Consider the following 25,740-nt stretch of genomic DNA (forward strand, 5'->3'; position numbering starts at 1 on the left):
GGCCCCGGCATGACATCGGGATGACCCAACCATCGGCAGGTGGGATCGCGTGCACGGCCTGTTAAGGTCGGTGTTTTCACGCATCACACAGGTGGAACGATGAACATGCACGCGCGCCGCAACCGGCGCTGGACCGGCCTGGTCCTGTCGATGGGACTGCTGGCGGTGGCCCCGCTGGCCTGGGCGGCATCGCCGCAGCCCGCGGCCGCACAGGCCCAGGGCGTCAACGGCTACGAACTGCCGTCGGCCGCGCTGCAGGCGGTGGTGGATGCGCCCCGTGCGCCCTCGTTGTACCTGTCGCCGCGCCGCGACGTGGCCGCGATGATGCAGATGCCGTCGTTGCCTTCGATCCAGGTGGTGGCGCAGCCGGAACTGAAGCTGGCCGGCCTGCGCATCAACCCGCGCACGTTCTCCGACAGCCGCTTCAGCTTCGGCGAGAAGCTGTGGCTGATGAACGTGGCCGACGGCAAGGAGCGGCAGATCAGCGGCCTGCCGGCCAAGCTGTCGATTGCCAGTGTGATGTGGTCGCCGGACCAGAAGTGGCTGGCCTTCAACCAGATCGACGCCGCCAGTGGCGCCAATGAACTGTGGCTGGTGGACGTGGCCGGTGGCAGTGCCCGCCGCCTGGTTGCCGGCCTGAACACGGTGATCGGCAGCGGCTACCAGTGGCTTCCGGACAGCCGCGGCCTGGTGGTGTTCACCCGCCCGGCCAACCTCGGTGCGGCCCCGGCCGCCGACGGCATTCCGACCGGCCCGGCCGTGCAGCAGACCAGCCAGGGCGGCGGCGTGGTGTCGATCCGTACCTACCAGGACCTGCTGAAGAACGAGGCCGACGCGCGCCAGTTCGATTACTACGCCACCACCCAGCCGATGGAAGTCAGCCTGGATGGCAGCACCCGCGCGATCGGCGCGGCCGGCATCTTCATGGGCTTTGCAGTGTCGCCGGATGGCCGCTTCGTGCTGCGCCAGCCGGTGCAGCGCCCGTATTCCTACGTGGTGCCGGTGGACAGCTTCCCGCGACGCATTGAAGTGATCGACCGTGCCAGCGGCAAGCTGGTGCACACCGTGGCCGTGCGCCCGCTGGTGGAAGGTTTGCCGACCGGCAACGACGCCGAAGTGACCGGCGTGCGTGACATCCGCTGGCGCGGCGATGCCGATGCCACCCTGGTCTGGGCCGAAGCGCAGGACGGCGGCGACCCGAACAGGGAGGCCAAGGTGCGCGATGCGGTGCTGATGCAGGCCGCCCCGTTCGACAAACCGCCGGTCACCCTGGCCCAGCTTGGCAGCCGCCTGGCCAGCATCAGCTGGGGCCGCGGTGACCTGGCCCTGCTGACCGAGTCGTGGTGGAAGACCCGCAGGACCAAGACCTGGCTGATCGCCCCGGACAACGCCGGTGCCGAGCCTCGCCTGCTGTGGGATCGTGACGCGCAGGACCGCTATTCCGATCCGGGCCGTCCGCAGTTGTCCAGCGACGATCGTGGTCGCTCGCTGCTGCAGACCAGCGCCGATGGCAGCAGCCTGTATCTGGCCGGTGCCGGTGCATCGCCGGAAGGTGACCGTCCGTTCGTGGACCGCTTCGACATCGCCAGTGGCAAGGCCACCCGCCTGTTCCACTCGCAGGCGCCGAGCTACTCGCTGCCGGTGGCATTGCTGGACAACCAGGGCAGCTCGCTGCTGCTGAGCCGCGAGAGCCCGGACGAGCCGGCCAACTTCTACGTGCAGTCGCTGGCCGATGCGGCCACCCAGCCGCGCGCATTGACCCACTTCGCCCATCCGCTGCCGCAGCTGAAGGGCGTGCAGAAGGAGCAGATCCGCTACAAGCGCAAGGACGGCGTCGACCTGACCGCGACCCTGCTGCTGCCGCCGGGCTACGACCCGAAGCGCGACGGCCCGCGACCGTTGCTGATGTGGGCCTACCCGGGCGAGTTCAAGAGCGCGGCTGCGGCCAGCCAGGTGACCGATTCGCCGTACCGCTTCAATGCGGTCAGCTACTGGGGCCCGCAGGCGTTCTTGGCCAAGGGTTATGTGGTTCTGGCCAGCCCGTCGATGCCGATCATCGGTGAGGGCGACAAGGAGCCGAACGACACCTACATCGAACAGCTGGTGGCCAACGCGCAGGCAGCGGTGGATGAAGTGGTGCGTCGTGGCGTGACCGATCGCGATCACATCGCCATCGGCGGCCATTCCTACGGTGCGTTCATGACCGCCAACCTGCTGGCGCACACCCGCCTGTTCAAGGCCGGCATCGCCCGCAGCGGCGCCTACAACCGCACACTCACGCCGTTCGGTTTCCAGGCCGAGGAACGCAATTACTGGCAGGCGCAGGACGTCTACCAGAAGATGGCGCCGTTCAACTACGCCGACAAGATCAAGGATCCGATCCTCTTCATCCACGGCGTGGACGACAACAACTCCGGCACGTTCCCGATGCAGAGCGAGCGCATGTTCGCGGCGGTGAAGGGCCTGGGTGGCACCGCGCGGCTGGTGATGCTGCCGAACGAATCGCATGCCTATCGCGCACGCGAATCGATCATGACCATGCTGGCTGAGAGCGAGCGCTGGCTGGAGCATACCATCGGCCCGGCCGAGCAGGGCAAGGCGAAGAAGAAGCGCTGACGTGACCCGGTAGTGCCGGCCGCTGGCCGGCAACCTCATGGAGCCATGCAACCTGAGGTTGCCGGCCAGCGGCCGGCACTACCAGATGAAACCATTTTTGCATCGCAGCACGACGCCCGATCTGGGATAGGCTTGGGGCCTGGATCCGTTGACCGAGGCCTGTGCGTCGCCGATGAACGAGTACCGCAGCAGCATCGAATTTGCTTCTCCCGATCTTCCGCTCCGCGATGACGTGCGCCGGCTTGGCGCACTGGTCGGCGACCTGCTGGTTGAGCAGGTCTCCGCCGCCTTCCTCGACGATGTCGAAGACGTGCGCACCCGTGCCATCGCCCGCCGCGAAAACCAGGCGCCGCTGTCGGAGCTGGCCGATGGCCTGGCCGGGCGCACGCCGCAGCAGGCCGAGACCATGGTGCGGGCCTTCAGCACCTACTTCCAGGTGGTCAACATCGCTGAGCGCGTGCATCGCATCCGCCGCCGCCGTGACTACCAGCGCGCCGGTACCGCTGGGGCGCAGCCCGACGGCCTGCAGGATGCGCTGCAGCACCTGAAGGCGCAGGGCGTGGGCCTGGATGAGCTGGCGCAGTGGCTGCCGCGCATCGACATCGAACCGGTGTTCACCGCGCACCCGACCGAAGCCGTGCGCCGTGCGCTGCTGGAGAAAGAGCAGCTGATGGTGGCCAGCCTGGTCGACAACCTCGACGGCCAGCGCACGCCGGGGGAAGCGGCCGCCGATGCTGCGCGCTTCCGCATGGCGCTGACCGCTTCGTGGCAGACCACCGATTCCTCGCCGGTGCGGCCTACCGTCGATGACGAGCGCGAGCACGTCGGCTTCTATCTGGTGCAGGTGCTGTACCGGGTGATTCCGGTGCTGTACGAATCGCTGCAGCAGGCACTGCGCGATACCTACGGCGAAGAACTGCCGCTGCCGCGCCTGCTGCGCTTCGGTACGTGGGTGGGCGGCGACATGGACGGCAACCCGAACGTGGATGCCCACACCATCCGCAATACGCTGGATGCGCAGCGGCAGGCGGTGCTCGGGCGCTACCAGAAGGAACTGCTGCAGCTGGCCAGCCTGCTCAGCCAGTCCACCGAGCGGGTGGGCGTGAACGATGCGCTGCAGGCGCGCGTGGTGCAGTACCAGCAGCTGCTGCCGCAGGTGCAGTCGCGCCCGCGCCACGCCGACATGCCGTACCGCCTGCTCAACGACCGCATGCGCGCACGCCTGCAGGCGACGCTGGACGATGGCGAGGGTGCCTACGCTGGCCCCGCCGAAGTGATCGACGACCTGCAGCTGATCCTCGACAGCCTGCGCGCCAATCGCGGCGAACATGCCGGCGGCTTTGCCGTGCAGCGCCTGCTGTGGCGGGTGAAGACGTTCGGTTTCCATCTGGCGCGGCTGGATGTGCGCCAGGAGTCGAGCGTGCATGCGCGCGCACTGGCCGCCGTGCTGGGCGGCGAGGAGGCCTGGCAGGCGCTGGATGCGGTGGGCCGTGCGCGGCTGCTGAGCCCGCATGCCAGCGGTGAAACGGCATTGCCCAACGGCGACGACGAGGGCAACCAGCGGCTGGATGCGGTGTTCGCCGCGCTGGCCGATGCGCGTGCGCGGCATGGCAGCGATGCGCTGGGCAGCTACATCATCTCGATGGCGCACGACCGCAGCGACGTGCTGGCGGTGCTGGCGCTGGCACGCCGTGGCGGCCTGGTAGACGAGGGCGGTGCAGTGCCGCTGGACATCGCCCCTCTGTTCGAGACGGTGGATGATCTCAAGCGCGGCACCGCGACCCTGCGTGACCTGCTGGCCGACCCCATCTATCGCGCGCACCTGCAAGCACGCGACGACGTGCAGATGGTGATGCTCGGCTATTCGGACAGCAGCAAGGACGGCGGTATCGCGGCCTCGCGCTGGGGCCTGCAGCGTGCACAGGTGGAACTGCTGGAAGTGGCGGCCGAGGCCGACATCCGGCTGACCTTCTTCCATGGCCGTGGCGGCTCGATCAGCCGTGGCGGTGGCAAGACCACGCACGCGGTCGATGCGTCGCCGCGCGGCAGCATTGATGGCCGCCTGCGGGTGACCGAGCAGGGCGAGGTGATCCATCGCAAGTACGGCATCCGTGCGCTGGCCCTGCGCTCGCTGGAGCAGGCCACCGGTGCGGTGCTGCGCGCCAGCCTGCGCCCGCGCGCCGCCGAGCCGCGCGAGGGTGACTGGCGACCGGTGATGGACGCGGTGGCTGCGGCCAGCAGCGAGGTCTACCGTGGCTTCGTCGGCCAGGCCGGTTTCATGGACTACTTCCGCACCGCCACGCCGATCGACGTGATCGAACGCATGACGCTGGGCTCGCGGCCATCGCGCCGGCTCGGCCAGGACGCCGGGCTGGGCAACCTCCGTGCGATTCCCTGGGTGTTTGCCTGGAGCCAGGCGCGGGCGGTGATTCCCGGCTGGTACGGCGTGGGCAGTGGCCTGCAGGCGGCGGTTGATGCCGGCCACGAACAGACCCTGCGCGAAATGGCGCGTGACTGGCCGTTCTTCCGCACCTTCCTGGACGACATCGCGATGGTGCTGTCCAAGGGCGATATCACCATCGCCGAGCAGTTCTCGCTGTTGTCGGGCGACCTGCACGGGCGCTTCTTCCCGCAGGTGCAGCGCGAACTGGAACTCACCCGGCACTGGCTGCTGGCATTGATGGACCAGAAGACACTGCTGGACCACGATGCGCGGCTGGCGCTGTCGATCCGCCTGCGTAATCCCTACGTCGATCCGATCAGCGTGCTGCAGGTGGATCTGCTGCAGCGCTGGCGGGCCAGCGGTCGCGAGGATGACGATCTGCTGCGTGCGCTGGTGGCGTGCGTGAACGGTGTTTCGCAGGGCGTGCAGAACACCGGTTGATCCGCATCCGCCGGGCATGGCCCGGCGAGTTCGAAATGGTAGTGCCGGCCGCTGGCCGGCAACCTCATGATGTCTGGCAGCGCGCGCGAGGTTGCCGGCCAGCGGCCGGCACTACCTCATTCCTCCGGCGACGGCGGATTCGATGCCAGCAGTTCCAGATGGCGCTGTTCCATTTCCTGACGCAGCTGGCGGCGGATCTGCGCCGCGGCCTGGCGGCGCTTCTCGTCCGACGTCGCCGGCTGCAAGGGCGGGACCGGCGTCGGCCGGCCTTCCTCGTCCACTGCCACCATGGTGAAGAAGCAGCTGTTGGCGTGGCGCACGCTGCGCTTGAGGATGTCCTCGGCCACCACCTTGATGCCGATCTCCATCGACGAGGTGCCGGTGTAGTTCACCGAGGCCAGGAAGGTGACCAGTTCGCCCACTGCGATCGGCTGGCGGAACATCACCTGGTCCACCGACAGGGTGACCACGTAGCTGCCGGCATAGCGGCTGGCACAGGCGTAGGCCACCTGGTCGAGCAGGCGCAGGACGGCGCCGCCGTGGACCTTGCCGGAGAAATTGGCCATCTCCGGCGACATCAGCACGGTCATGGACAGCTGGTGGGTTTTGAGTTCGGTCGACATGCGGCGATTGTATCGGGCGCGCATCGCCCTTGTAGAGTCGAGCCATGCTCGACTGCATTGGCCTGGCCCGGAGGCAAAAAGAAAGCCGAGCATGGCTCGGCTCTACAGAAAGCGGAAGGGCCGCTTGCGCGGCCCTTCGTGTTTCTTACTTCAGCTTCGCATCGGCGCGCAGGGCGGCGGCGCGGTCGGTCTTCTCCCAGGAGAAGGCCGTGGCGCTGACGGTCTCGCCTTCGCCGTTGAGGTAGCTGAACTCCTTCGGCTTGCGGCCGAAGTGGCCATAGGCCGCGGTCTGCTGGTACATCGGGTGCACCAGGTCCAGCATCTTGATGATGCCGTACGGGCGCAGGTCGAAGTGCTTGCGGATCAGCTTCTCGATCTTGTCGTCGCTGATCTTGCCGGTGCCGAAGGTGGTGACCGAGATCGAGGTCGGCTCAGCCACGCCGATGGCGTAGGAGACCTGCACTTCGCAGCGGTCGGCCAGGCCGGCGGCAACCACGTTCTTGGCGACGTAGCGGGCCGCGTAGGCTGCCGAACGGTCGACCTTGGACGGGTCCTTGCCGGAGAAGGCGCCACCACCGTGACGGGCCCAGCCGCCGTAGGTGTCGACGATGATCTTGCGGCCGGTCAGGCCGCAGTCGCCCACCGGGCCGCCGATCTCGAACTTGCCGGTCGGGTTGATGTGGAACTTGGTGCCCTTGTGCAGCCACTTGGCCGGCAGCACCGGCTTGATGATCTCTTCGCGGACGGCCTCGATGAGGTCCTTCTGCTTGATGCCCGGGGCGTGCTGGGTCGACAGGACCACGGCGTCGATGGCCGAGACCACGCCGTTTTCATAGCGCAGGGTGACCTGGCTCTTGGCGTCCGGGCGCAGCCACGACAGCGGCGAGTTCTTCTTCTTGCGGATCTTGGCCTGCTGCTCGACCAGGCGGTGCGACAGGTGGATCGCGGCCGGCATGTAGCTGTCGGTCTCGTTGGTGGCATAGCCGAACATCAGGCCCTGGTCGCCAGCGCCCATTTCTTCCGGCTTCTTGCGATCCACGCCCTGGGCGATGTGCGGCGACTGCTTGCCGATCAGGTTCAGCACGCCGCAGGTGGCGCCGTCGAAGCCGACGTCGGAGCTGTCGTAGCCGATGTCCGTGATGACCTTGCGGGTCAGCGCTTCCAGGTCGATCCAGGCGCTGGTGGTGATTTCACCGGCGACAATGGCAACACCGGTCTTGACCATGGTCTCGCAGGCCACGCGGGCGCGCTGGTCCTGGGTCAGGATCGCGTCCAGCACCGCATCGGAGATCTGGTCGGCAACCTTGTCCGGATGGCCTTCGGAGACCGACTCGGAGGTGAAGAGATAGCTGGACATCAGGCGTAATATCCCTTGATTCGGATGGAAAGATGGGCGCGCATGATACACGGGGTGCGCCGCCTGTGCATTGTGAACCTGTACCGGTTGCCGGTGGTTAAGCCCGCGTAGGCCCGGCAAGGGCCGTCCTGACGGGATTGGGCCCCAGCCTCGAGGCCCAGTGTTCCACCAGCGTGACAACGGGCCGGGTGGCCAGGGGGTCGGTTGCGGCCCCGCTCCGGCAGGGTCGACCGTCATCGTTCTGCCCCAGAACCGCCATCTGGCTGCCGTCTGCCGGGCGCAGGCTGTCGGCCAATCCGGCCGCCGGGCATGAGTGGATCCGCCATGCAGGAACTTGAACAGCGTCTCCAGCAACGCTTTCCCGATTGGTTCCATGGCCGTCGTGGCCAGCTGGCGCGGCCGTTGCTGCGCAGCGTCGGGCGCTGGTCGCGGCTGGACCAGATCGAAGCTTTCCTGCAGCGCAGTGCAGGATTGCGCGGCTTCGGCTTCGTCGCCGCCGGGCTGGAGTTCATCGATGGCCAGTACCAGGTGGACCCGGCCGCGCTGGCGAAGATCCCGGCCACGGGCCGCCTGCTGATTGTTGCCAATCATCCGTCCGGGGCGCTGGATGCGCTGGCGCTGCTGGATGCGGTTGGCCGCATCCGCCGCGATGTGCGGATCGTGGCCAATGACCTGCTGGGAGCCATCGCGCCGCTGCAGGACCTGCTGCTGCCGGTGCGCATCCTCGGCGGCAAGGCACAGCGTGGCAGCCTGCACGCCGTAGAGGAAGCGCTGGCCGCCGAGCAGTGCGTGATCGTGTTCCCGGCCGGCGAGGTCTCGCGCCTCTCGCTGCGCGGTATCCGCGACGGTCGCTGGCAGCGGGGGTTCGTGCGTTTCGCCCGTGCCGCGGGCGCGCCAGTGCTGCCGGTGCGGGTGGAAGCACGCAATTCGGCGCTGTTCTACGGCGCCTCGACCCTGTTCAAGCCGGCCGGCACCGCGCTGCTGGCGCGTGAGATGTTCACCCGACATGGCCGTCCGCTGCGCCTGTGCATCGGTGAGCCGATGCAGCTGGGCAAGGGCGGCGACCCGGGCGCGCAGCTGTTGGCTGTGCGCCGCGCGCTGTATGCGCTGGGCCGCAATGGCGCGGCGGGCGGTGCCGCTGCCGTTGCAGGCCCCGAGCCGCTGGCCTCCCCGGTGCCACCGTCGCGGGTTGCCGCTGGCATTGCTGCAGCCACCCAGCTGGGCCAGACCGCCGACGGCAAGCAGATCCTGCTGGCCACCTGCAGCGCCGATTCACCGCTGCTGCTGGAACTGGGCCGGCTGCGCGAACTGACCTTCCGCCAGGTAGGCGAGGGCACCGGTCGCAGCCGCGACCTGGACGACTACGACCCGCAGTACGAGCACATCGTGATCTGGGACGCGGCCGCACAGCGCATCGCCGGCGCCTACCGCATCATGCGCGGTGCGCAGGCGCTGGCCCGGCACGGCCTGTCCGGGCTCTACAGCGCATCGTTGTTCCGTTATTCCGACGATGCGATCACCCACATCGCCGAAGGTCTGGAACTGGGCCGCAGCTTCGTGGTGCCCGATTACTGGGGCAGCCGCAGCCTGGACTACCTGTGGCAGGGCATCGGCGCCTACCTGCAGTGCCGGCCCGGCATCCGTTACCTGTTCGGCGCGGTGTCGATCAGCGCGGCGCTGCCGCGCGATGCGCGCGAGCAGCTGGTGGCGTACTACCAGCGCTACTACAGCGGTACCGCTGGCCTGGCTGAATCGAACCGCCCGTTCCAGTACTTCGCCGCACCGCCGAGTTTCGGCGAGCTGGATGCAGGCGCCGCGTTCGATGTGCTGAAAGCCAACCTGGCTGCACTCGGCACCGGCGTGCCCACGCTTTATCGCCAGTACACCGATCTGTGCGAACCGGGGGGAGCGCGCTTCCTCGCCTTCGGCGTGGATCCGGACTTCAGCGATTCGATCGATGGCCTGATCGAAGTGGACCTGTGCGCGATCCGGCCGAACAAGCGCAAGCGCTACCTGCGCGACGCGGGGACGCCGGCATGAGCGCGCTGGCGAACCTGTCGCCACACCGGCGCGCAGTGTTCGTCTCCGATGTGCACCTGGGGTCACGTCACTGCCATGCCACCGAGCTGGCGCGGTTTCTCTCGCAGCTGCGCTGCGAACGGCTGTACCTGGTGGGCGACATCATCGACCTGTGGTGGATGGCCCATCGCCGTGCCAACTGGCGGCAGTCGCACAGCGAAGTCATCCAGGCCCTGCACGCGCTGCGCCGTGCAGGCACCGAGATCATCTACATCCCCGGCAACCACGATGCCTCGCTGCGCCAGGTGTGCGGGCTGATGCTGCCGGCGATGCAGGTGCGCCGCCGCGCCATCCACGTGACTGCCGATGGCCGCCGGTTGCTGGTCGCGCACGGCGACGACTACGACGGCGTGACCCACTTCGGCGGCCTGCAGGAAAAGTTCGGCGACTGGCTGTACTACCGCATCCTCACCGGCAACCAGGCGCTGAATGCAGTGCGGCGCCGGCTGGGCATGCGCTACTGGTCGCTGTCGGAATTCCTGAAGAAGCGCAGCGGCGCGGCCGAACGCTACATCGAGCGCTTCGTGCAGGCCGGGCTGGACGACGTGCGCCGGCGCGGACTGGATGGCATCGTCTGTGGCCACATTCACCGCGCTGCGTTGATCGAACGCGATGGCCTGGTCTATGCCAACGACGGCGACTGGGTGGAGAGCCTGACCGCATTGGCCGAAGACCATGATGGCGCGCTGCGCCTGCTGGACCACAACGGCCAGACTCTGGTGGAGCTACCGGGCGCGCGCATGTCGCAGGCGGCGTAACCTGCCTTTTGTAGAGCCGAGCCCACGCTCGGCTTGCTGTTTGTTCTTCGTACAGACCGCGCTGCGCGCGCAAGCCGAGCGTGGGCTCGGCTCTACAAAGAACCCCCACAAACGTGTGGCCATCGCGCTAGCATCGGCCCATGGATTCCCTGACCCAGATCGTGCTCGGTGGCGCCGTCGCCGCTGCCATCGCTCCGCCCGGCCATCGCCGTGCGGCCCTGCTTGCCGGTGCCGCGCTCGGCACCCTGCCGGACCTCGACGCGCTGTGGCTCGGCTTCACCGCCGCCGACCCGGTGGCGAACATGATCGAGCATCGCAGCTTCAGCCACTCGTTGCTGGTGCTGCCCTGGGTGGCTGCACTGATCTGGTGGTTGTTCAAGCGCTTCGGCAATGGCCGCGTCGCGCAGTCACCGGTGCGCTGGTTCTGGGCGATCCAGCTGGCGCTGGTCACCCATCCCGTGCTGGATGCGTTCACCGTCTACGGCACCCAGTTGTGGTGGCCGCTGCGCCCACATCCGACCATGGGTTCCAGTGTCTTCATCATCGATCTTGGCTACACGGTGTGGCTGCTGCTGGCCTGCGTGCTGGCCTGGTTTGGCCGCGCCCGCCCCTGGGCTGGCAAGGTGCTGGGTGTGGCGTTGCTGGTCAGCAGCGCCTACCTGGGCTGGGGCCTGATAGCAAAGGCCCAGGTCGACCGTGCTGCCCAGCAGAGCCTGGCGGCGATGGGCCTGGGCGATGCGCCGCGCTTCTCGGTGCCAATGCCGTTCAACACCCTGCTGTGGCGCGTGGTGGCGATGACGCCGAACGGCTACGTGGTGGGCGACCGCTCGCTGGTGGCTGACCATGGGCCGATGCAGTTCGAAGGCCATCCCTCCAACGTGCAGGCATTGCGCGAGGCGCAGGCGATTCCGGCGGTGCAGCAGTTGACGTGGTTCAACCGTGGCTTCATGCGTGCACAGGTGTTGGACGGGCGGCTGGTCCTGAGCGACCTGCGCATGGGGCTGGAGCCCGACTACACCTTCAACTTCGCCGTGGCCCAGCAGGTCGACGGGCAGTGGCGGCCGATCACGCCCGAGCAGGTGCGGACGGATTACAGCAGTCCCGCCGCGCGCGCTGATGCCGGTCGCCGGTTGGTGGCGATGTGGCAGCGGATCTGGCACGAGCCGGCAGCCGCCGCGCCCGGAGCTGCACACCCGTAGATCCACGCCATGCGTGGATGGCGCAAACAACAGCCACGCATGGCGTGGCTCTACTGCGGCTGGCGGTTGAGCTTGATCGAACGGTTCAGCACCTGGCGCGGCACGTTGGCGATGTCAAAGCCAACGAACGCCAGCAGGAACTGCAGCCCGGAGATCAGCGCGACCATCGCGATCATGATGGTACCCACCGGCGTGGCGACATCGGCCTGGGCCGACCGCACCCAGTGGTACAGCCCGAACAGCCCCCCGAAGGCGAGCAGGCTGCTGCCGGCGATCAGCTCCAGTGACGCGATGCTGAGGTCGCGCAGGAAATAGTTGTAGGCAATGCGCTTGAGCGTGTTGCGCAGGTGCTTGAAGGTGAACTCACCCAGGATGCGACCGATGCGCAGGTTGCTGGTTTCGTCGCCGTAGTGGGCATCCATTGCCACATCCTGCACGACCGCGCGCACGGTGTTCAGTCGGAACAGCATGTCGGTCTCGAAGAAATAACGGTCGCTGACCGCCTCGAGTTTCAGGTGGCTGGCGACCTTGGCATGGATGGCGGTGTAGCCGTTGGTCGGATCGAACACCTGCCAGTACCCGGACGAAGCCTTGGTCATGAAGGACAGCAGCAGGTTGCCCAGGCGCCGCACCGGGGGCATGCGGCGGATGTGGGTCAGGTTCCAGAATCGGTTGCCCTTGGTGTAGTCGGCATGGCCGTCGGCGATGGGTGCGACGAAGTCCATCAGCAGCGCCGGGTCCATCTGCCCATCGCCATCGACCTTGACCAGGATATCCATGCCATCGGCGATGGCCGCGCGGTACCCGGTCTTGATCGCGCCGCCGACGCCGAGGTTGTGCTGATGGAACAGCACGGTGATGCGCGGGTCGTTGGCTTCGGCCTGGATCAGGCGGCCGCTGCCGTCGGGGCACGCATCGTCCACGCAGTAGATTGCCGTTACCGCATCATCGATCGCCGCCAGCACGGACAGCACCTGGCGGGTCACTTTGTAGCAGGGGATGATCACGGCGATCCGTGCCGGCGCGGATGCGGAGGGCGTAGTGGTGGTCATCGGATTCATCGGGCTGGGTGGGCCAGCAGCGGTTTTGCCGGCAGTTCCACCAGATCCCCCTGCAGCACCCGTGGTGCGTCGCCCTCAGGCGCTACGGTGATGTGGTGGTAGCGGTTGAAGGTGAAGTTGAACGCCTCGTCGGACATCGATGGGAAGTACCGGCGGAAGTAATCCATCTGTGGCAGGTACAGCACATGGTTCACGGCGGGAATGCCAACACCCGGCAGGAGGCCCCCGAACCCGCCGGGAGCCACCAGCACGCCTTCGGTCGTGGTGGCTGAGCCGCGGGCCTGCAGGGAGTGCAGGACAGCAGTGCGGTCCATCGCGAAGATCGGGCCGGCCGGCTGCACCGGATTGAACAGGCCGTTGCCCAGCAGGTTGGCCAGTGCGGCCGCGGCGAGCACCAGGCTGGTTGCATGCATCGACAGCTGCGGGCGGCGGGCAGCAACGGCCAGCGCCGCCAGGCACAGATAGGGAATGGCATCGGCAGCGCTGTGCAGGCGGCTGAACTGGCCTTCACCGAACAGGAACTTGGCCAGGCTGCCGACCATCAGCAGCGCCGCCAGAAGCAGCAGGCGCCAGCGCTGCAGGCGCACGCCGCAGTGCACCAGGATCATCGCGCAGGCGATGTTGAGCAACAGGCCGAAGGCCAGCAGCGCGCGCGCGGGGGGCACCATCGACAGGGTGGTCAGCTTGCCAACCACGGCGGGCACAGGCAGGAAGATCCAGCAGGCGATGAACAGCAGGCCGGCGGCCAGGATCAGCAGGGAGCTGCGGTGGCTTTTCGCCCATTCGCGCAGCCGTGTGCCATCGGCCAGCACCAGGGTGAACAGCGGCAGCAGGCTGCCCAGCACCGCGATTTCGCAATCGTTGGACGCCTTGAACAGCGGCAGCGGGGCGAACCGGTAGGTCATCAGGTTCGGAAAGAGGTGCGCGAGCAGGCTGGTCAGGCCGACACCGCCACCGGCGCTCTGGCGCTGGCCGGGGTACACCGTGTTGCGCACGATCGGGATGATGTCGTGGAAGTAGCCGACGAACACCGCCAGTGCAATCGCGCCTGCGATGGCGGCATCGACCAGACGTACAACGGTGATGGCATCGCGCCGGACCGCCAGCACCAGTACCGCCAGGGCCAGCACCGAGGAAATGATGAACGGCGGGTAGGACACTGCGATCAGCCATGCCGCCAGTGCATAGGCGCTGACTGCGATGCGCAGCGCGCGATGGCCGATGCCCAGCCATGCCACCGCAGCCCAGGGCGCCAGCGCGAATGCACCAGCATTGCTGGTCCACCAGACCTGCACGAACGGCGCGAAGAACAGCGTGGCCGAAACCAGTACTGCGGCCGGTGTCGGCATCCGCAGTTGGCGCAGGAGCAGAGCCCATCCGCTCAGGAAGGCCATGGCCATGAACATGAAGAAAAACGAATAGGCGTTCGCTGCAGGCAGCAGGAAGAACGCCCAGTGGTAAGGCTTGAACAGCAGCCCCCAGTCCAGCAGCGGCAGCGCCTGGAAGGTGCGCAGTGACTCGTGGTACGCCGAGTGCGCATTGACCTGCCCGAAGTCGTTGTTGACCGCGATCTGGATGTACGGCGTGAACACCATCCATTCGTCGGTGCGGATGTAGCGGGCGGTGCCGAGCAACGGCTGCTGTGGCGCCAGGCCCAGATACTCGTAGGCCAGCGAGTAGGAAGAAGGCGTCAGCGCGAACGCGACATACAGGATGCACAGCAGCGCCATGATCCCGGCAAGCAGGCGAACCTGGCCAGGTCGAAGCCCGCCCGTCTGGGCCGGGTCCTGGGCAGGGAAAGGCGTTCGGCCGTTGTCGTTCATCATGCTCCCGCAGGTCAGGTCCATCCGCGCGCGACAAGCTCACGCACCGATGCTCTGCTGCCGCACGGGGAGAGGCCCCGGCACGCGCCGTTCCGAGGCCGGGACTGCGGGATTCTAGCCGGTTGCCATCGCAGCCGCTGGCCGCCCTCGGGTGAGACCGGGCCTCAATACACCGTGGCGCGGCCCTGCACGAACGAATAGAAGAACACCGCGTTCGGATCGTTCTGCACCAGGCGGAACTCGCGACGCATGCCTTCCACGGTTTCCTCGTCCACCGAGCCGGCCTGCAGCAGCTGATCAGCGGCCGACAGCAGCAGCTGCTCCCAGAACGCGATCATCGTCTTGCGACGCGCTGGCTCGCGGTTGTCCAGGTGGATGGTCTTGATCTCGGTGTGCACGTCGCGGAAGCCACCGGCCAGCAGCAGGTTGCCCAGCTTGGCGCCGACGAACGGGTCGCCACCATGGTCGTACTGGAAATCGTTGAAGGCCATCCAGTAGCGCCAGATATGCGGCGAATACGGGTCGAGCAGGAACGAGGCGTTCATCACCTCGGTGATGTAGACCGGCGACCCCGGGGCCAGCACGCGGCGCACTTCACTCAGCACGCGTGCCGGTGACGGGACGTGTTCCAGCACCCAGCACAGGAACGCCGAATCGAAGCTGCGCGCCTCGAAGGGCAGTTCGCCGGCGTCAGCCTGTTGCAGGGTATAGCGGTCGCTGCACCAGGGTGTGCGCGACAGGTTCCCGCGCGCGGTTTCCAGCTGGGTCTCGCTCAGGTCCACGCCGGTCACGTGCAGTTCCGGGAAGCGGCGCAGCAGGATCTCGGTCTGCGCACCCACGCCGCTGCCGACTTCCAGCAGGCGCCGCGCGCCGCTGTAGTCGATCTGGCCGAAGATGCTTGATTCCAGCAGCCGCGCCTGGGTCATCAGGCGCTGCTGCTCGGTGCCGGAGAACCCGTGCAGGTAGGTCGGGGAGGAGATCGGCGGGGTCATGACGGCGGGCTCTTGTAGCGTCGAGCTGGCTCGACTGTTCGGAAACGCGGGGCTGACGGCTCAGGCCGCCGAAGACAGCGCCGGTTCCCCGGCGATCAGGCGGTCGAAGTACTCGGTGGTCAGTGCGATCTGACTCTGCGGGTCTTCGGCACGGTTGACCACTGCGCGGAAAGCGGCGTTCTCTGGCCGGTCCTTGGCATACCAGCCCAGGTGCTTGCGCGCGATGCGCACGCCCTGGGGCTCGCCATAGAACGCATGCAGTGCGTGCAGGTGGCCAAGCAGGATGTCGCGTACTTCCGCCAGCGATGGGGGTGGTAGTTCCTCGCCGGTGGCCAGGTAGTGCGCCACTTCGCGGAAGATCCACGGCCGGCCCTGCGCCGAGCGGCCGATCATCACCGCGTCCACGCCGGTTTCCTTCAGGACGTAAGCGGCCTTCTGCGGCGAATCGATATCGCCGTTGGCGATCACCGGAATGCGCAGCGCGGCCTTGATCTCGGCGATGGTGCCGTACTCGGCCTGGCCGGTGTAGTGCTGGTCGCGGGTGCGGCCATGTACCGCCAGCGCCGCGATGCCGCTGTCCTCGGCGATGCGCGCGATAAGCGGGCCATTGCGATGGTCGCAGTCCCAGCCGGTGCGGATCTTCAGCGTGACCGGCACGTCCACCGCGTTGACCACGGCTTCGAGGATGCGTGCCACCAGCTGCTCGTCGCGCATCAGCGCCGAACCCGCCCAGGCGTTGCAGACCTTCTTGGCCGGGCAGCCCATGTTGATGTCGATGATCTGCGCGCCGTGGTCGACGTTGTAGCGCGCGGCCTCGGCCAGCTGCTGCGGTTCGGTGCCGGCGATCTGCACGCTGATCGGTGCCGGCTCGCCGTCATGGTCCATGCGGTGGATCGACTTGCGCGTATTCCAGAAGCGCGGGTCGCTGATGGTCATTTCCGAGGCGGCCAAGCCTGCGCCCAGCCGTTTGCACAGCAGGCGGAAGGGCTTGTCGGTGACGCCGGCCATGGGCGCCAGCACGACGTTGGGGGCAATGGTGTACGGGCCGATCTGCATGCGCCCATTGTAGGGCGCGGGCGGCGGTACGGCCGTGTCGGGGGCGTTCCGGTTCAGGCCGATCCGCACCCAGCTCATGCCGTACCGGCATCAACAGATGCTTGACGGTTGCTTCCGCCGCCCCCAAGGGCGGGCGATCGTAGGCGGCTACCCCAGGCTCTGCCAGGCCTCGCGGGTACCCAGCGCGAAGGCCAGCCCCAGGCTGAGGCAGGCCAGTGAACTGACCACCCAGAAGCGCCGGCCGTTGTAGCCGGGACGGAGCAGGGCCAGCGTGAAGCCCATCGCCGCGCGCAGCAGCAACAGCAGGGCGATGCCCGACAGGACCAGACGGCTGGCCGGCAGCGGCGAATGCCAGCCCGCGGCTGCCAGTGCGTACAGCGTCCAGGCCACCAGTACGGCAGTGATGCCGGCGGTCATCAGCGGTGGCCACCAATGCCCGGCCTGTGCCAGCCGGACCATGCGCTGGCCAGCACCGAAGTACCTGTACCACGCGGCGCCGAAGGCAATGCAGCCGATATGCAGCAAGGCTGCGATGGCACTGCCGGCGGCGGCAACCAGCAACCAGGGGAATCGGTCCATGTCCTGCCCACGCTGAAACGCTGCGCGGATGGTGGGTGAGGGGCAGGATGCGGGCAATGCGACCGGCAGTCGCAGCCGTTCGATGCGACCGCTGCTGAAGGCGCTGCGCTCAGCGCGGCGGATCGATCTGCAACCCGGCACCGAGACGGTCCAGGGCCACGTCCACGCGTGGCAGCCGTTGCCGACCCTGCAGCCACAGCAGGCGCAGCGGCAGGCCGCGGCAGTCCAGCGACGGCAGGATCGAGACCAGGCTGCCGCGCGCGAGCGCGTCATCGACCAGCCAGGTGGCCAGCTGCGCGATGCCGAAGCCGGCCTCGACCGCCGCCATCTGGGCCTCGGCGCTGCCAACCACCAGGCGCGCGCGGGCCTGCAGCGGTGTAGTGCGCTGCCCGCCATCGGCCACCTGCCACGGCCCGATGCTGCCGTCCGCGCGTCCGAACAGCACACTGTCATGTCCGGCCAGCTCGGCGGCCGAGCGGGGCTGGCCATGCCGAAGCAGGTAGGCCGGGGAGGCGCAGAAGCGCAGGCATTCGTAACCGAGCAGGCGGCTGCCCAGAGGGGCGGGCAGCGGCTCGGGACCGCCGATGCGCACGGCGAGGTCGACGCCGTCCTCGGCGAGGTCGCTGAAGCGGTCGCTGAAGGTCACCTGCGGATGCAACTGTGGAAACTCGGCGGCCAGCTGCAGCAGCAACGGCCAGACTTTGAGGCGCCCGAAGGTGGCCGGCGCATCCACCCGCAGGCGGCCCACGGGCGCGTCTGCGTGCGCGACCAGCACCGACTCGGCATCGGCCAGTTCGCCCAGCACCCGCACGCAGGTGCGGTAGAAGCCCTCACCGGCCTCGGTCAGGCGAAGGCGGCGCGTGCTGCGTTCGAACAACCGCGCGCCCAGGCGTGCCTCCAGCCGTGCGATGGTCTTGCCCACCGCCGAACTGGTCAGGTGCAGGCGTTCGGCGGCGGCAGTGAAGCTGCCGGCATCGGCGGTGGCGACGAAGGCCTCGATGCCGCGCAGGCGCTCGGTGGGAAGCATGGGGAATTTCTGTCCGGAATCGATGGAAAACATAGCAGCAATCGGAATCCAGGGAGGAAATAGGCTGACGGCCCCTTTTCTGATGCCCGCTCATGTCCTCCCTCGATTCCGCCGTGGCCGCTGTCCCCGCAAATGCCCGCGCACGCCTTTCGGTCGTCCTGCTGGCGGTGTCCGCCTTCGTCATCGTCACCACCGAGTTCCTGATCGTCGGCCTGCTGCCCGCGCTCGCGCGCGACCTGGGCCTGGGCATCGCCCGTGCCGGGCAGCTGGTTACCTTGTTCGCGTTCACCGTGATGCTGGCCGGGCCACCGTTGACCGCGCTGTTGTCACACGTTGGCCGGCGCCGCCTGTTCGTGGCGATCCTGCTGTTGTTCGCGGGTTCCAACGCGCTGGCCGCGATGTCCACGCAGCCATGGCTGCTGGCGCTGGCGCGGGTGCTGCCGGCGCTGGCGCTGCCGGTGTTCTGGGGCACGGCCAGCGAGACCGCTGCGCAGCTGGCACCTGCGGGGCAGGGGGGGCGTGCGGTGGCACGGGTCTATCTGGGCATCACCGCCGCGATGCTGTTCGGGATTCCGCTGGGCACGTTGGCCGCCGATGCCATCGGTTGGCGTGGCAGCTTCTGGTTGCTGGCAGCGTTGTCACTGCTGATGGCCGCTGCACTGGCGTTGTGGATGCCCGATACCGTTGCCGGACCGCGGCGCGCGCTGGGCGAACAGGCACGAGTGCTGCGCCAGCCGCAGTTGCTGGGCCATGTGCTGCTGTCGGTGCTGGTGTTCACCGCGATGTTCGCTGCCTATACCTACCTGGCCGATGTGCTGGAGCGGCTGATGCAGGTACCGGCGGCACAGGTGGGCTGGTGGCTGATGGGCTTCGGAGCTGTCGGGTTGATCGGCAATGCACTGGGGGGGCGCTGGGTCGATCGTGCGCCGCTGGGCGCGACCCTGGTGTTCTGCGCGGTGCTGGCGCTGGGCATGCTGGCCAGTGTCGGGCTGGCCGGCCACGGCACGTTCGTGCTGATCGCACTGGCCCTGTGGGGTGTGGCGCATACCGCATTGTTCCCGTTGTGCCAGGTGCGGGTGATGCGTGCGGCGCCCCAGGCGCAGGCGCTGGCGGGAACCTTGAATGTGTCCGCGGCCAACGCCGGAATCGGCCTGGGCGCGCTGCTGGGAGGTGGGGCCATCGAACGCTTCGGGCTTGCCTCGCTGGGCGTGGTGGCCGCTGCCGTGGCGCTTCTGGCAATCGTCGCGGGCCTGCTGCTGCGGCGGCTTGCCCGGTCTCGCTCATCCACGCATGGCGTGGATCTGCCTCATTGAAAGGCAAACAAAAAAGCCCGGGTGTCTGCACACCCGGGCTTCTTCATCCACGCATGGCGTGGATCTACTTTGCTTCAGCGTCGGCCGGGGTGAAGCGCGGCATCGCCGCTGCAGCGCCTTCCTTCTCGGTCGAGCGACCGGCGAACTGGTTGGCGAAGCGCACGTGGCGGGCGAACGGGGCATCGGCCACCTGCGCCAGCGACGCGGCCAGCGCACCGTTGAAGGCGTCACCGGCACCGGTGGTGTCGATCGCCTGCACCTGTTCCGCACCCACGCGGTAGTACGGCTGGGTATCGCCGCGCAGGTTCTCGTCGGCATGCGAGACGAACACACCCACCGAACCCAGCGTGACCACTACGGTACCGTTGCCGACCAGCTTGCGGCACAGCGCGTGCAGGCTGGCGCCATCCAGCGCGGCGACGTCGTTGGCATCCACGCGCTCACCGACATGGCGGCCGAGCAGGGCGGCGAACTCGGTCTCGTTCGGGGTGATCACATCGGCCAGCTTGAGCAGGCCGATGGTCGAGGGGGCATCGGCCGGTGCGGTGTTGAGCACGGTGGTGACGCCGGCCTCGCGGGCCGTGGCCAGTGCCGCTTCGATGGTCTGCACCGGCGATTCCAGCTGCACCAGCACCACCTTGGCACGGGTCAGCAGGGCCTGCTGCTGTTGCAGGAAGTCGGTGCTCAGCGCGGCGTTGGCACCCGGGCCGATCACGATGGTGTTGCGGCCACGGGCATCGACGTAGATGCCGGCGGTGCCGGTCGGTTCGCTGCTGGCTTCGGCGATCAGACCGAAGCCGTCCTGTGCGGCCAGCTCACGGGCGGTGGCGCCACCGGCGTCGTCGCCCAGCGCACACACGAAGTGGGTGTCGGCACCGGCGCGGCAGGCTGCCACGGCCTGGTTGAAGCCCTTGCCACCGGGGCCGGTGCTGTAACGGCCGGCAATGGTCGCACCCGGTGCCGGCAGCGACTCGCACCGCCACACGTGATCGACATTGAAGGAACCGACGACAACGACACTGCTGCTCATAGGGAATCTTTTCTCAACCAAGGGTTCAACTGAAGTGCGTCAGCACGCCGGCGATGGTCGCCGTCATGAAGGTGGCAATGGTACCGCCCAGCACCGCGCGCAGGCCGAACTTGGCCAGGTCGTGGCGCCGTTCCGGGGCCAGGCCACCGATGCCGCCAATCTGGATCGCGATCGAGCTGAAGTTGGCGAAGCCGCACAGCGCATAGGTCGCGATCAGGCGACCTTCGCTGGACAGGCTGACGCCAGCCACCTGGCCGTTCACGATCTGCGACAGCTCGGTGTAGGCCACGAACTCGTTGATCACGACCTTCTGGCCGATCAGAGAACCGACGGTGGTGGCATCGGCCCACGGCGTGCCGATCACCCAGGCGATCGGGGCCAGCAGGTAGCCGAAGATGGTCGACAGGTTGGTCGGCTTGCCGATCTGCGCAGCCAGGCCGGTCACTTCACCGATCCAGGTCAGCGGGGCATTCAGCAGGGCGATCAGGGCGATGAAGGCCAGCAGCATGGCGCCGATGTTCAGCGCCAGCTTCAGGCCGTCGCCGGCGCCGGCCGCAGCCGCGTCGATGATGTTGCTGGAGGTCTTCTCGACTTCCATCTTCACCGTGCCGCGGGTGAGCGGGGTGCCGGTTTCCGGAATCAACAGCTTGGCCACGACCAGAGTGGCCGGCGCGGCCATGATGCTCGCCGCCAGCAGATGCTTGGCGTAGAAGGCCTGCTGCGCCGGGTCGCCGCCGCCGAGCATGCCCACGTAGGCCGCCAGCACGCCGCCGGCGATGTGTGCCATGCCGCCGATCATCATGGTCAGCAGCTCGGACTGGGTCATCTTGGCGATGTACGGGCGCACGGTCAGCGGCGCCTCGGTCTGGCCGATGAAGACGCTGGCGCAGACACTGGTGGTTTCCGCACCGGACACACGCATGACCTTGGTGATCGCCCACGCCATCACGCGCACGATCGCCTGCATGATGTTCAGGTGGTACATCACGCCCATCAGCGCCGAGAAGAAGATGATGGTCGGCAGCACCTGGAAGGCGAAGATGAAGCCGTAGTTCTTGGTGTCCATCAACGAGCCGAAGATGAAACCGGAACCCTCGTTGACGAAGCTCAGCACCTTGACGAAGCCGTGGCCCAGCGCGTCGAACACGTCGCGCCCGCCCGGCACCAGGATCACCAGCGCCGCGAAGGCGATCTGCAGGGTGATACCGGTGGCAACCAGCTTCCAGTCAACCGCACGCTTGTTATTGGAAAACAACCAGGTGATGCCGATCAGCACCGCCAACCCGAACAGGCCGAAGCCGATCCTGCCCAAACCTTCGACCATGTGAGTGACTCCCCTGGGGCGTCGCGAAAAACGGGAAGCCTAGTGCAGGGCCGGGGCCGGGGCAAGGAAAAGCAGCGTGCGCGCACCCATCGGTACCGATCAGGCCAGCAACGGCAAGGGCTTGCGGCCGGCGGCGACAGGTAGAATGGGGATCGATCCCGGCCCGGATGCGGGCCCGCAGCAGGAGATTCGCATGCAATACCGTCGCCTGGGCTCCACCGGCCTGCCGGTTTCCGCCCTTTCCTTCGGCGCCTGGGTGACCTTCGGTGACCAGATCCCGCGCGATGAGGCCCGCAACCTGGTGGCCGCCGCCTGGGATCATGGCGTCAACTTCTTCGACAACGCCGAGGGCTACGCCAACGGCCGCGCCGAACAGGTGATGGGCGATGTGATCAGCGACCTGCGTCTGCCGCGCGACGGCTTCTGCGTGTCCAGCAAGGTGTTCTTCGGTAGCGCCAAGGACCCGCGGCCGACACAGCGCGGCTTGTCGCGCAAGCATGTGACCGATGCCTGCCACGCCGCGCTCAAACGCCTGCGGGTGGATTACCTGGACCTTTATTACTGCCACCGCCCGGATCCGGACGCGCCGATCGCCGAGACCGTGCACGCCATGGATACCCTGGTGAGGCAGGGCAAGATCCTCTACTGGGGCACTTCCGAGTGGTCGGCGATACAGATCCAGCAGGCGCTGGATTTCGCCGAACGACACAACCTGCAGGGCCCGTCGATGGAGCAGCCGCAGTACAACCTGCTGCACCGCGAGCGGGTGGAGGTCGAGTACGCACCGCTGTACGCCCGCGCCGGGCTGGGCACCACCATCTTCTCGCCGCTGGCCTCGGGCCTGCTGACCGGCAAGTACGATCAGGGCATTCCCGCCGATGCGCGACTGGGCCGGGAAGGCATGGAATGGCTGCAGGACCTGGTGCTGGGCGCCGACGCCGAGGCCCGCCTCGGCCAGGTGCGCCGCTTCAGCGAAGTCGCGCGGGCGCTGGGCCAGGCCCCGGCCACGCTGGCCATCGCCTGGTGCCTGCGCAACCCGAATGTCTCCAGCGTGATCCTCGGCGCCAGCCGGGTCAGCCAGCTGCTGCAGAACCTGCAGGCGCTGGAGGTGCTGGAGCAGGTCGATGCCGCCGGCTGGGCCGAGGTCGAGGCCGTCTTCGGCTGAACCCCGGGGCCGACCGGGCCTCGGTGGCCTCGGTCGGGCCTGCTCGGGATCGTGATCGATAGAGTCGACTGCTTCGGATAGTCGACTGCTTCGAGCAGCAGCAGTCGCCTCTACACATCTGTGTCGTCAATTTGATTGACGTGATCTATCGAATTTCAGAATTCGATCATTAATCTCATCAATGAAATTGAGAATGGTTGTTGATTGTCAACTGAGAATCATTATCATTTAACTCGTCCCTCGCACGAGTCCAGATGCTCATGAATGCTCAACCTGTACTGCTGCGCCCCGAAACGCTGACCCTCCGCGATCGTCCGGTCCGCGTCGTTCCGCCGGAAGAGGTCATCGACAGCGAAGCCCTGCTCAAGGGCCGTCGTGAAATCCTGATCCAGCACGGCGACCGCTTCTATCGCCTGCGGCACACCAGCAACGACAAGCTGATCCTGACCAAGTAATCGCGGTCTGGTCGCCCGCCTCCCTCCCTCCTGCCGGCAGCGCCGACAGGGTGGGCGACCCGTCCGCTCCCGCTCTCTCCCCCTCGGTCTACCGCGTGCACCTTCCGGGTGTGCCGGTAACCGGGGGTTCCCCTGCCTGACCGAACGATCCCGATGACCCGCCATACCGCCCTTTGCCTTGCTGTCTGGATGGCGCTGCCGCTGTCCGCCCACGCTGCTGCCACTGCTGCCCCCGATGCGCGCGAATTCGATCGGGTGCAGGTCACCGCCACCCGCACCGAGCGGGCCGTGAGCGACGTGGCGGCCACCGTGGACGTCATCGACCGTGAGCAGATGGACCGGCACCTGGTGCAGGACATCAAGGATCTGGTGCGCTACGAGCCGGGCCTGTCGGTCACCCGCAGCGCGACCCGCTTCGGCCTGGATGGTTTCCGCATCCGTGGCCTGGACGGCAACCGCGTGCGCATCCAGACCGACGGCATCGTCATGCCGACCCGGTTCGACATCGGTTCGTTCGCCAGTTCCAACCGCAACTTCACCGACCTCGATACGCTCAAGCGCGTCGAGATCGTGCGTGGACCGGCCAGCTCGCTGTACGGCTCCGACGCACTCGGTGGCGTGGTCGCGTTCGTGACCAAGGACCCGGCCGACTACCTCAAGGACGGCAAGAACAGCTACTTCGGCCTGAAGTTCGGCTACGACGGTGAGTGGAAGGGCCTGCTCGGCGGTGCCACGGCCGCCTTCGGTGGCGACCACTGGAGCGGCCTGGTCAACGTCAACCACCACCAGGGCCAGGAAACGGACAACAAGGGCACGGTTCGCAGCGACAACGACACCCGCACCGCGTCCAATCCGCAGGATCGCGACGGCCGCAGCCTGCTCAGCAAGCTGGTCTATGCACCCAGCGAAGACCAGCGCTTCCGCTTGACCGTGGAAGGCAACGAAGACACCACCGATACCAATGTGCTGTCGGCGATCGCCAGCGTCGCGCCGCGTCCGGGCGCACTTGCTGCCGCCACCGGCATGAAGTCCCACGACACCCAGAAGCGCAACCGCGTGTCCTTCGCCCACGAGATGGATGCGCTGGACCAGCCGTTCGCCGACAGCCTGCATTGGCAGGTGTACGCGCAGAACAGCGAAACCCGGCAACAGACCGACGAGACCCGCACCGACGGCACCAGCCGCCACCGCGTGTTCTCCTTCGACCAGCATGCCTATGGCCTGCAGGCGCAGTTCAACAAGGCGTTCACCACCGGCAGCGTCGAGCACGCATTGACCTACGGTTTCGAAGGCACCCGTACCGAGATCCGCCAGAAGCGCGACGGCTACCAGGTCAGCAAGGCCGGCGTGGTCAGCAACACGGTGGTGCCGGACACCTTCCCGGTGCGTGACTTCCCGATCAGCAAGACCACCGAGCTGGGCCTGTACGCACAGGATGAGATGCGCTTTGCCGATGGCAGGCTGTCGCTGGTGCCGGGCGTGCGCGTGGACCGCTATGAGCTGAAGCCGGAAGTGGACGGTATCTTCGCCGAAGACAACCCGACCACGGCCGTGGCGCAGCTGAAGAAGACCAGCGTGTCGCCGAAGCTGGGCATGGTCTGGCGCTTCACCGACGAATGGTCGCTGTTCGCAGGCTATGCACGTGGCTTCCGTTCGCCGCCGTACAACGACGTCAACATCGGCCTGACCAACGTCGCCTTCCGCTATACCGCCATCGCAAATCCGGACCTGAAGCCGGAAACCAGCGACGGCTACGAACTGGGCCTGCGCTTCATCGCGCCGGCGGTGTATGTCAGCGTCAGCGGCTACTACAACGACTACAAGGATTTCATCCAGTCCAACGTCGATACCGGCCGCAACGCACAGGGTTTGACCGTGTTCCAGTCGCAGAACATCGCCGACGCGCGCATCTATGGCGCGGAAATGAAGGCCGGCATCGAGTTCGGCGAACTCAGCCCGGCGCTGAAGGGCTGGGCGCTGCGCAGTGCGTTGGCATGGTCGCGTGGTGACAACCGGACCGATGACGAGCCGCTGGCCTCGGTCGATCCGTTGCGTGGCACGCTGGGCCTGATGTACGACACCGATACCTGGGGCGTCGAACTGGCCGGTACCTTCGTGCAGCGCAAGAAGCGCCTGCCGCCGCCTGCTGCGCAGACCAATCCGAACGCACCGGCGCCGTTCGTCTACCAGCCGGCCGGCTACGGCGTGCTGGACCTGATGGCGCACTGGAACTTCGCACCGGGTGCCACCTTCAATGTCGGCGTGTTCAACCTGGCCGACAAGCGCTACATCGAATGGTCGTCGATCACCCCGAGCCTGATCACCAATCGCGCACTGAGCGATCGTTTCAGCAGCCCGGGCCGTACCTTCTCCGCCAGCCTTGCCGTTTCCTGGTGACC

19 protein-coding genes are annotated in these 25,740 nt (G+C 67.3%); 9 read left to right on the plus strand and 10 right to left on the minus strand.

Annotated features, from left to right (window positions below; all coding sequences use genetic code 11):
• Positions 1–99 precede the first annotated feature (99 nt).
• A complete protein-coding gene (locus ACZK4H_RS03265; protein ID WP_099553646.1) occupies positions 100–2,616 on the plus strand; it encodes a S9 family peptidase in 2,517 nt (838 codons plus the stop codon).
• Between the two features lie 172 nt (positions 2,617–2,788).
• Positions 2,789–5,500 carry a phosphoenolpyruvate carboxylase gene (gene ppc, locus ACZK4H_RS03270; protein ID WP_099553648.1) on the plus strand — a complete coding sequence of 904 codons (2,712 nt, stop codon included), beginning with the start codon at positions 2,789–2,791 and terminating at the stop codon, positions 5,498–5,500.
• Positions 5,501–5,616: 116 nt separating this feature from the next.
• Here the strand turns inward: ppc and ACZK4H_RS03275 are convergent, their stop codons facing one another.
• Together ACZK4H_RS03275 and metK are read right to left on the minus strand one after the other, a co-directional pair.
• Entirely contained in the window at positions 5,617–6,123 is a 507-nt protein-coding gene (locus ACZK4H_RS03275) for an acyl-CoA thioesterase (RefSeq protein WP_099553699.1), read from the minus strand.
• A 145-nt stretch (positions 6,124–6,268) separates the two neighbouring features.
• Positions 6,269–7,480, minus strand: coding sequence for a methionine adenosyltransferase (metK, locus tag ACZK4H_RS03280; RefSeq protein WP_099553650.1), 1,212 nt, complete (start codon positions 7,478–7,480; stop codon positions 6,269–6,271).
• Between the two features lie 324 nt (positions 7,481–7,804).
• On the opposite strand from metK, the gene olsF reads away from it, so the two are divergent.
• From olsF to ACZK4H_RS03295, 3 genes are all read left to right on the plus strand, one after another.
• On the plus strand, positions 7,805–9,520 hold the full coding sequence (gene olsF, locus ACZK4H_RS03285; RefSeq protein WP_099553651.1) for a bifunctional ornithine lipid synthase OlsF: 1,716 nt from the start codon (positions 7,805–7,807) through the stop codon (positions 9,518–9,520).
• Positions 9,517–10,317 (plus strand): UDP-2,3-diacylglucosamine diphosphatase, encoded by an 801-nt coding sequence (locus tag ACZK4H_RS03290; RefSeq protein WP_099553653.1) that lies wholly within the window; start codon positions 9,517–9,519, stop codon positions 10,315–10,317. Before olsF ends, ACZK4H_RS03290 begins: the two co-directional genes overlap by 4 nt.
• A 140-nt stretch (positions 10,318–10,457) precedes the next feature.
• On the plus strand, positions 10,458–11,516 hold the full coding sequence (locus ACZK4H_RS03295; RefSeq protein ID WP_099553655.1) for a metal-dependent hydrolase: 1,059 nt from the start codon (positions 10,458–10,460) through the stop codon (positions 11,514–11,516).
• Positions 11,517–11,566: 50 nt separating this feature from the next.
• On the opposite strand, the gene ACZK4H_RS03300 is transcribed toward ACZK4H_RS03295, so the two are convergent.
• The 6 genes from ACZK4H_RS03300 to ACZK4H_RS03325 form a co-directional block, all read right to left on the minus strand.
• Entirely contained in the window at positions 11,567–12,577 is a 1,011-nt protein-coding gene (locus ACZK4H_RS03300; protein WP_099553657.1) for a glycosyltransferase family 2 protein, read from the minus strand.
• Positions 12,574–14,307, minus strand: a complete 1,734-nt coding sequence (locus ACZK4H_RS03305; RefSeq protein WP_239503779.1) for a DUF7657 domain-containing protein — start codon at positions 14,305–14,307, stop codon at positions 12,574–12,576. The genes ACZK4H_RS03300 and ACZK4H_RS03305 overlap by 4 nt, the downstream gene beginning before the upstream one ends.
• Positions 14,308–14,564: 257 nt before the next feature.
• Positions 14,565–15,392 (minus strand): class I SAM-dependent methyltransferase, encoded by an 828-nt coding sequence (locus ACZK4H_RS03310; RefSeq protein WP_099553661.1) that lies wholly within the window; start codon positions 15,390–15,392, stop codon positions 14,565–14,567.
• Positions 15,393–15,452: 60 nt separating this feature from the next.
• A complete protein-coding gene (gene dusB / locus ACZK4H_RS03315) occupies positions 15,453–16,448 on the minus strand; it encodes a tRNA dihydrouridine synthase DusB (RefSeq protein ID WP_099553702.1) in 996 nt (331 codons plus the stop codon).
• Between the two features lie 147 nt (positions 16,449–16,595).
• Positions 16,596–17,027: a hypothetical protein gene (locus ACZK4H_RS03320; RefSeq protein WP_099553663.1), complete on the minus strand. Its 432-nt coding sequence runs from the start codon at positions 17,025–17,027 to the stop codon at positions 16,596–16,598.
• 109 nt (positions 17,028–17,136) lie between these two features.
• Positions 17,137–18,054, minus strand: coding sequence for a LysR family transcriptional regulator (locus ACZK4H_RS03325; protein ID WP_099553705.1), 918 nt, complete (start codon positions 18,052–18,054; stop codon positions 17,137–17,139).
• Positions 18,055–18,146: 92 nt separating this feature from the next.
• On the opposite strand from ACZK4H_RS03325, the gene ACZK4H_RS03330 reads away from it, so the two are divergent.
• A complete protein-coding gene (locus tag ACZK4H_RS03330) occupies positions 18,147–19,367 on the plus strand; it encodes an MFS transporter (RefSeq protein ID WP_099553665.1) in 1,221 nt (406 codons plus the stop codon).
• Between the two features lie 64 nt (positions 19,368–19,431).
• Here ACZK4H_RS03330 and ACZK4H_RS03335 read toward each other — a convergent pair whose 3' ends face one another.
• Positions 19,432–20,397: a ribokinase gene (locus ACZK4H_RS03335; protein ID WP_099553667.1), complete on the minus strand. Its 966-nt coding sequence runs from the start codon at positions 20,395–20,397 to the stop codon at positions 19,432–19,434.
• 25 nt (positions 20,398–20,422) lie between these two features.
• Entirely contained in the window at positions 20,423–21,721 is a 1,299-nt protein-coding gene (locus ACZK4H_RS03340) for a NupC/NupG family nucleoside CNT transporter (RefSeq protein ID WP_099553669.1), read from the minus strand.
• A 193-nt stretch (positions 21,722–21,914) separates the two neighbouring features.
• Here ACZK4H_RS03340 and ACZK4H_RS03345 point away from each other — a divergent pair, with 193 nt between their 5' ends.
• From ACZK4H_RS03345 to ACZK4H_RS03355, 3 genes are all read left to right on the plus strand, one after another.
• Positions 21,915–22,886, plus strand: a complete 972-nt coding sequence (locus tag ACZK4H_RS03345; RefSeq protein ID WP_099553706.1) for an aldo/keto reductase — start codon at positions 21,915–21,917, stop codon at positions 22,884–22,886.
• Positions 22,887–23,146: 260 nt separating this feature from the next.
• Entirely contained in the window at positions 23,147–23,341 is a 195-nt protein-coding gene (hemP, locus tag ACZK4H_RS03350; RefSeq protein WP_005412278.1) for a hemin uptake protein HemP, read from the plus strand.
• 153 nt (positions 23,342–23,494) lie between these two features.
• The gene (locus tag ACZK4H_RS03355; RefSeq protein ID WP_428843484.1) at positions 23,495–25,738 is read left to right on the plus strand and encodes a TonB-dependent hemoglobin/transferrin/lactoferrin family receptor; all 2,244 of its coding nucleotides are present in this window, start codon (positions 23,495–23,497) and stop codon (positions 25,736–25,738) included.
• Positions 25,739–25,740 lie beyond the last annotated feature (2 nt).

The sequence above is a fragment of the Stenotrophomonas sp. 78350_Sma genome, from assembly GCF_056482105.1.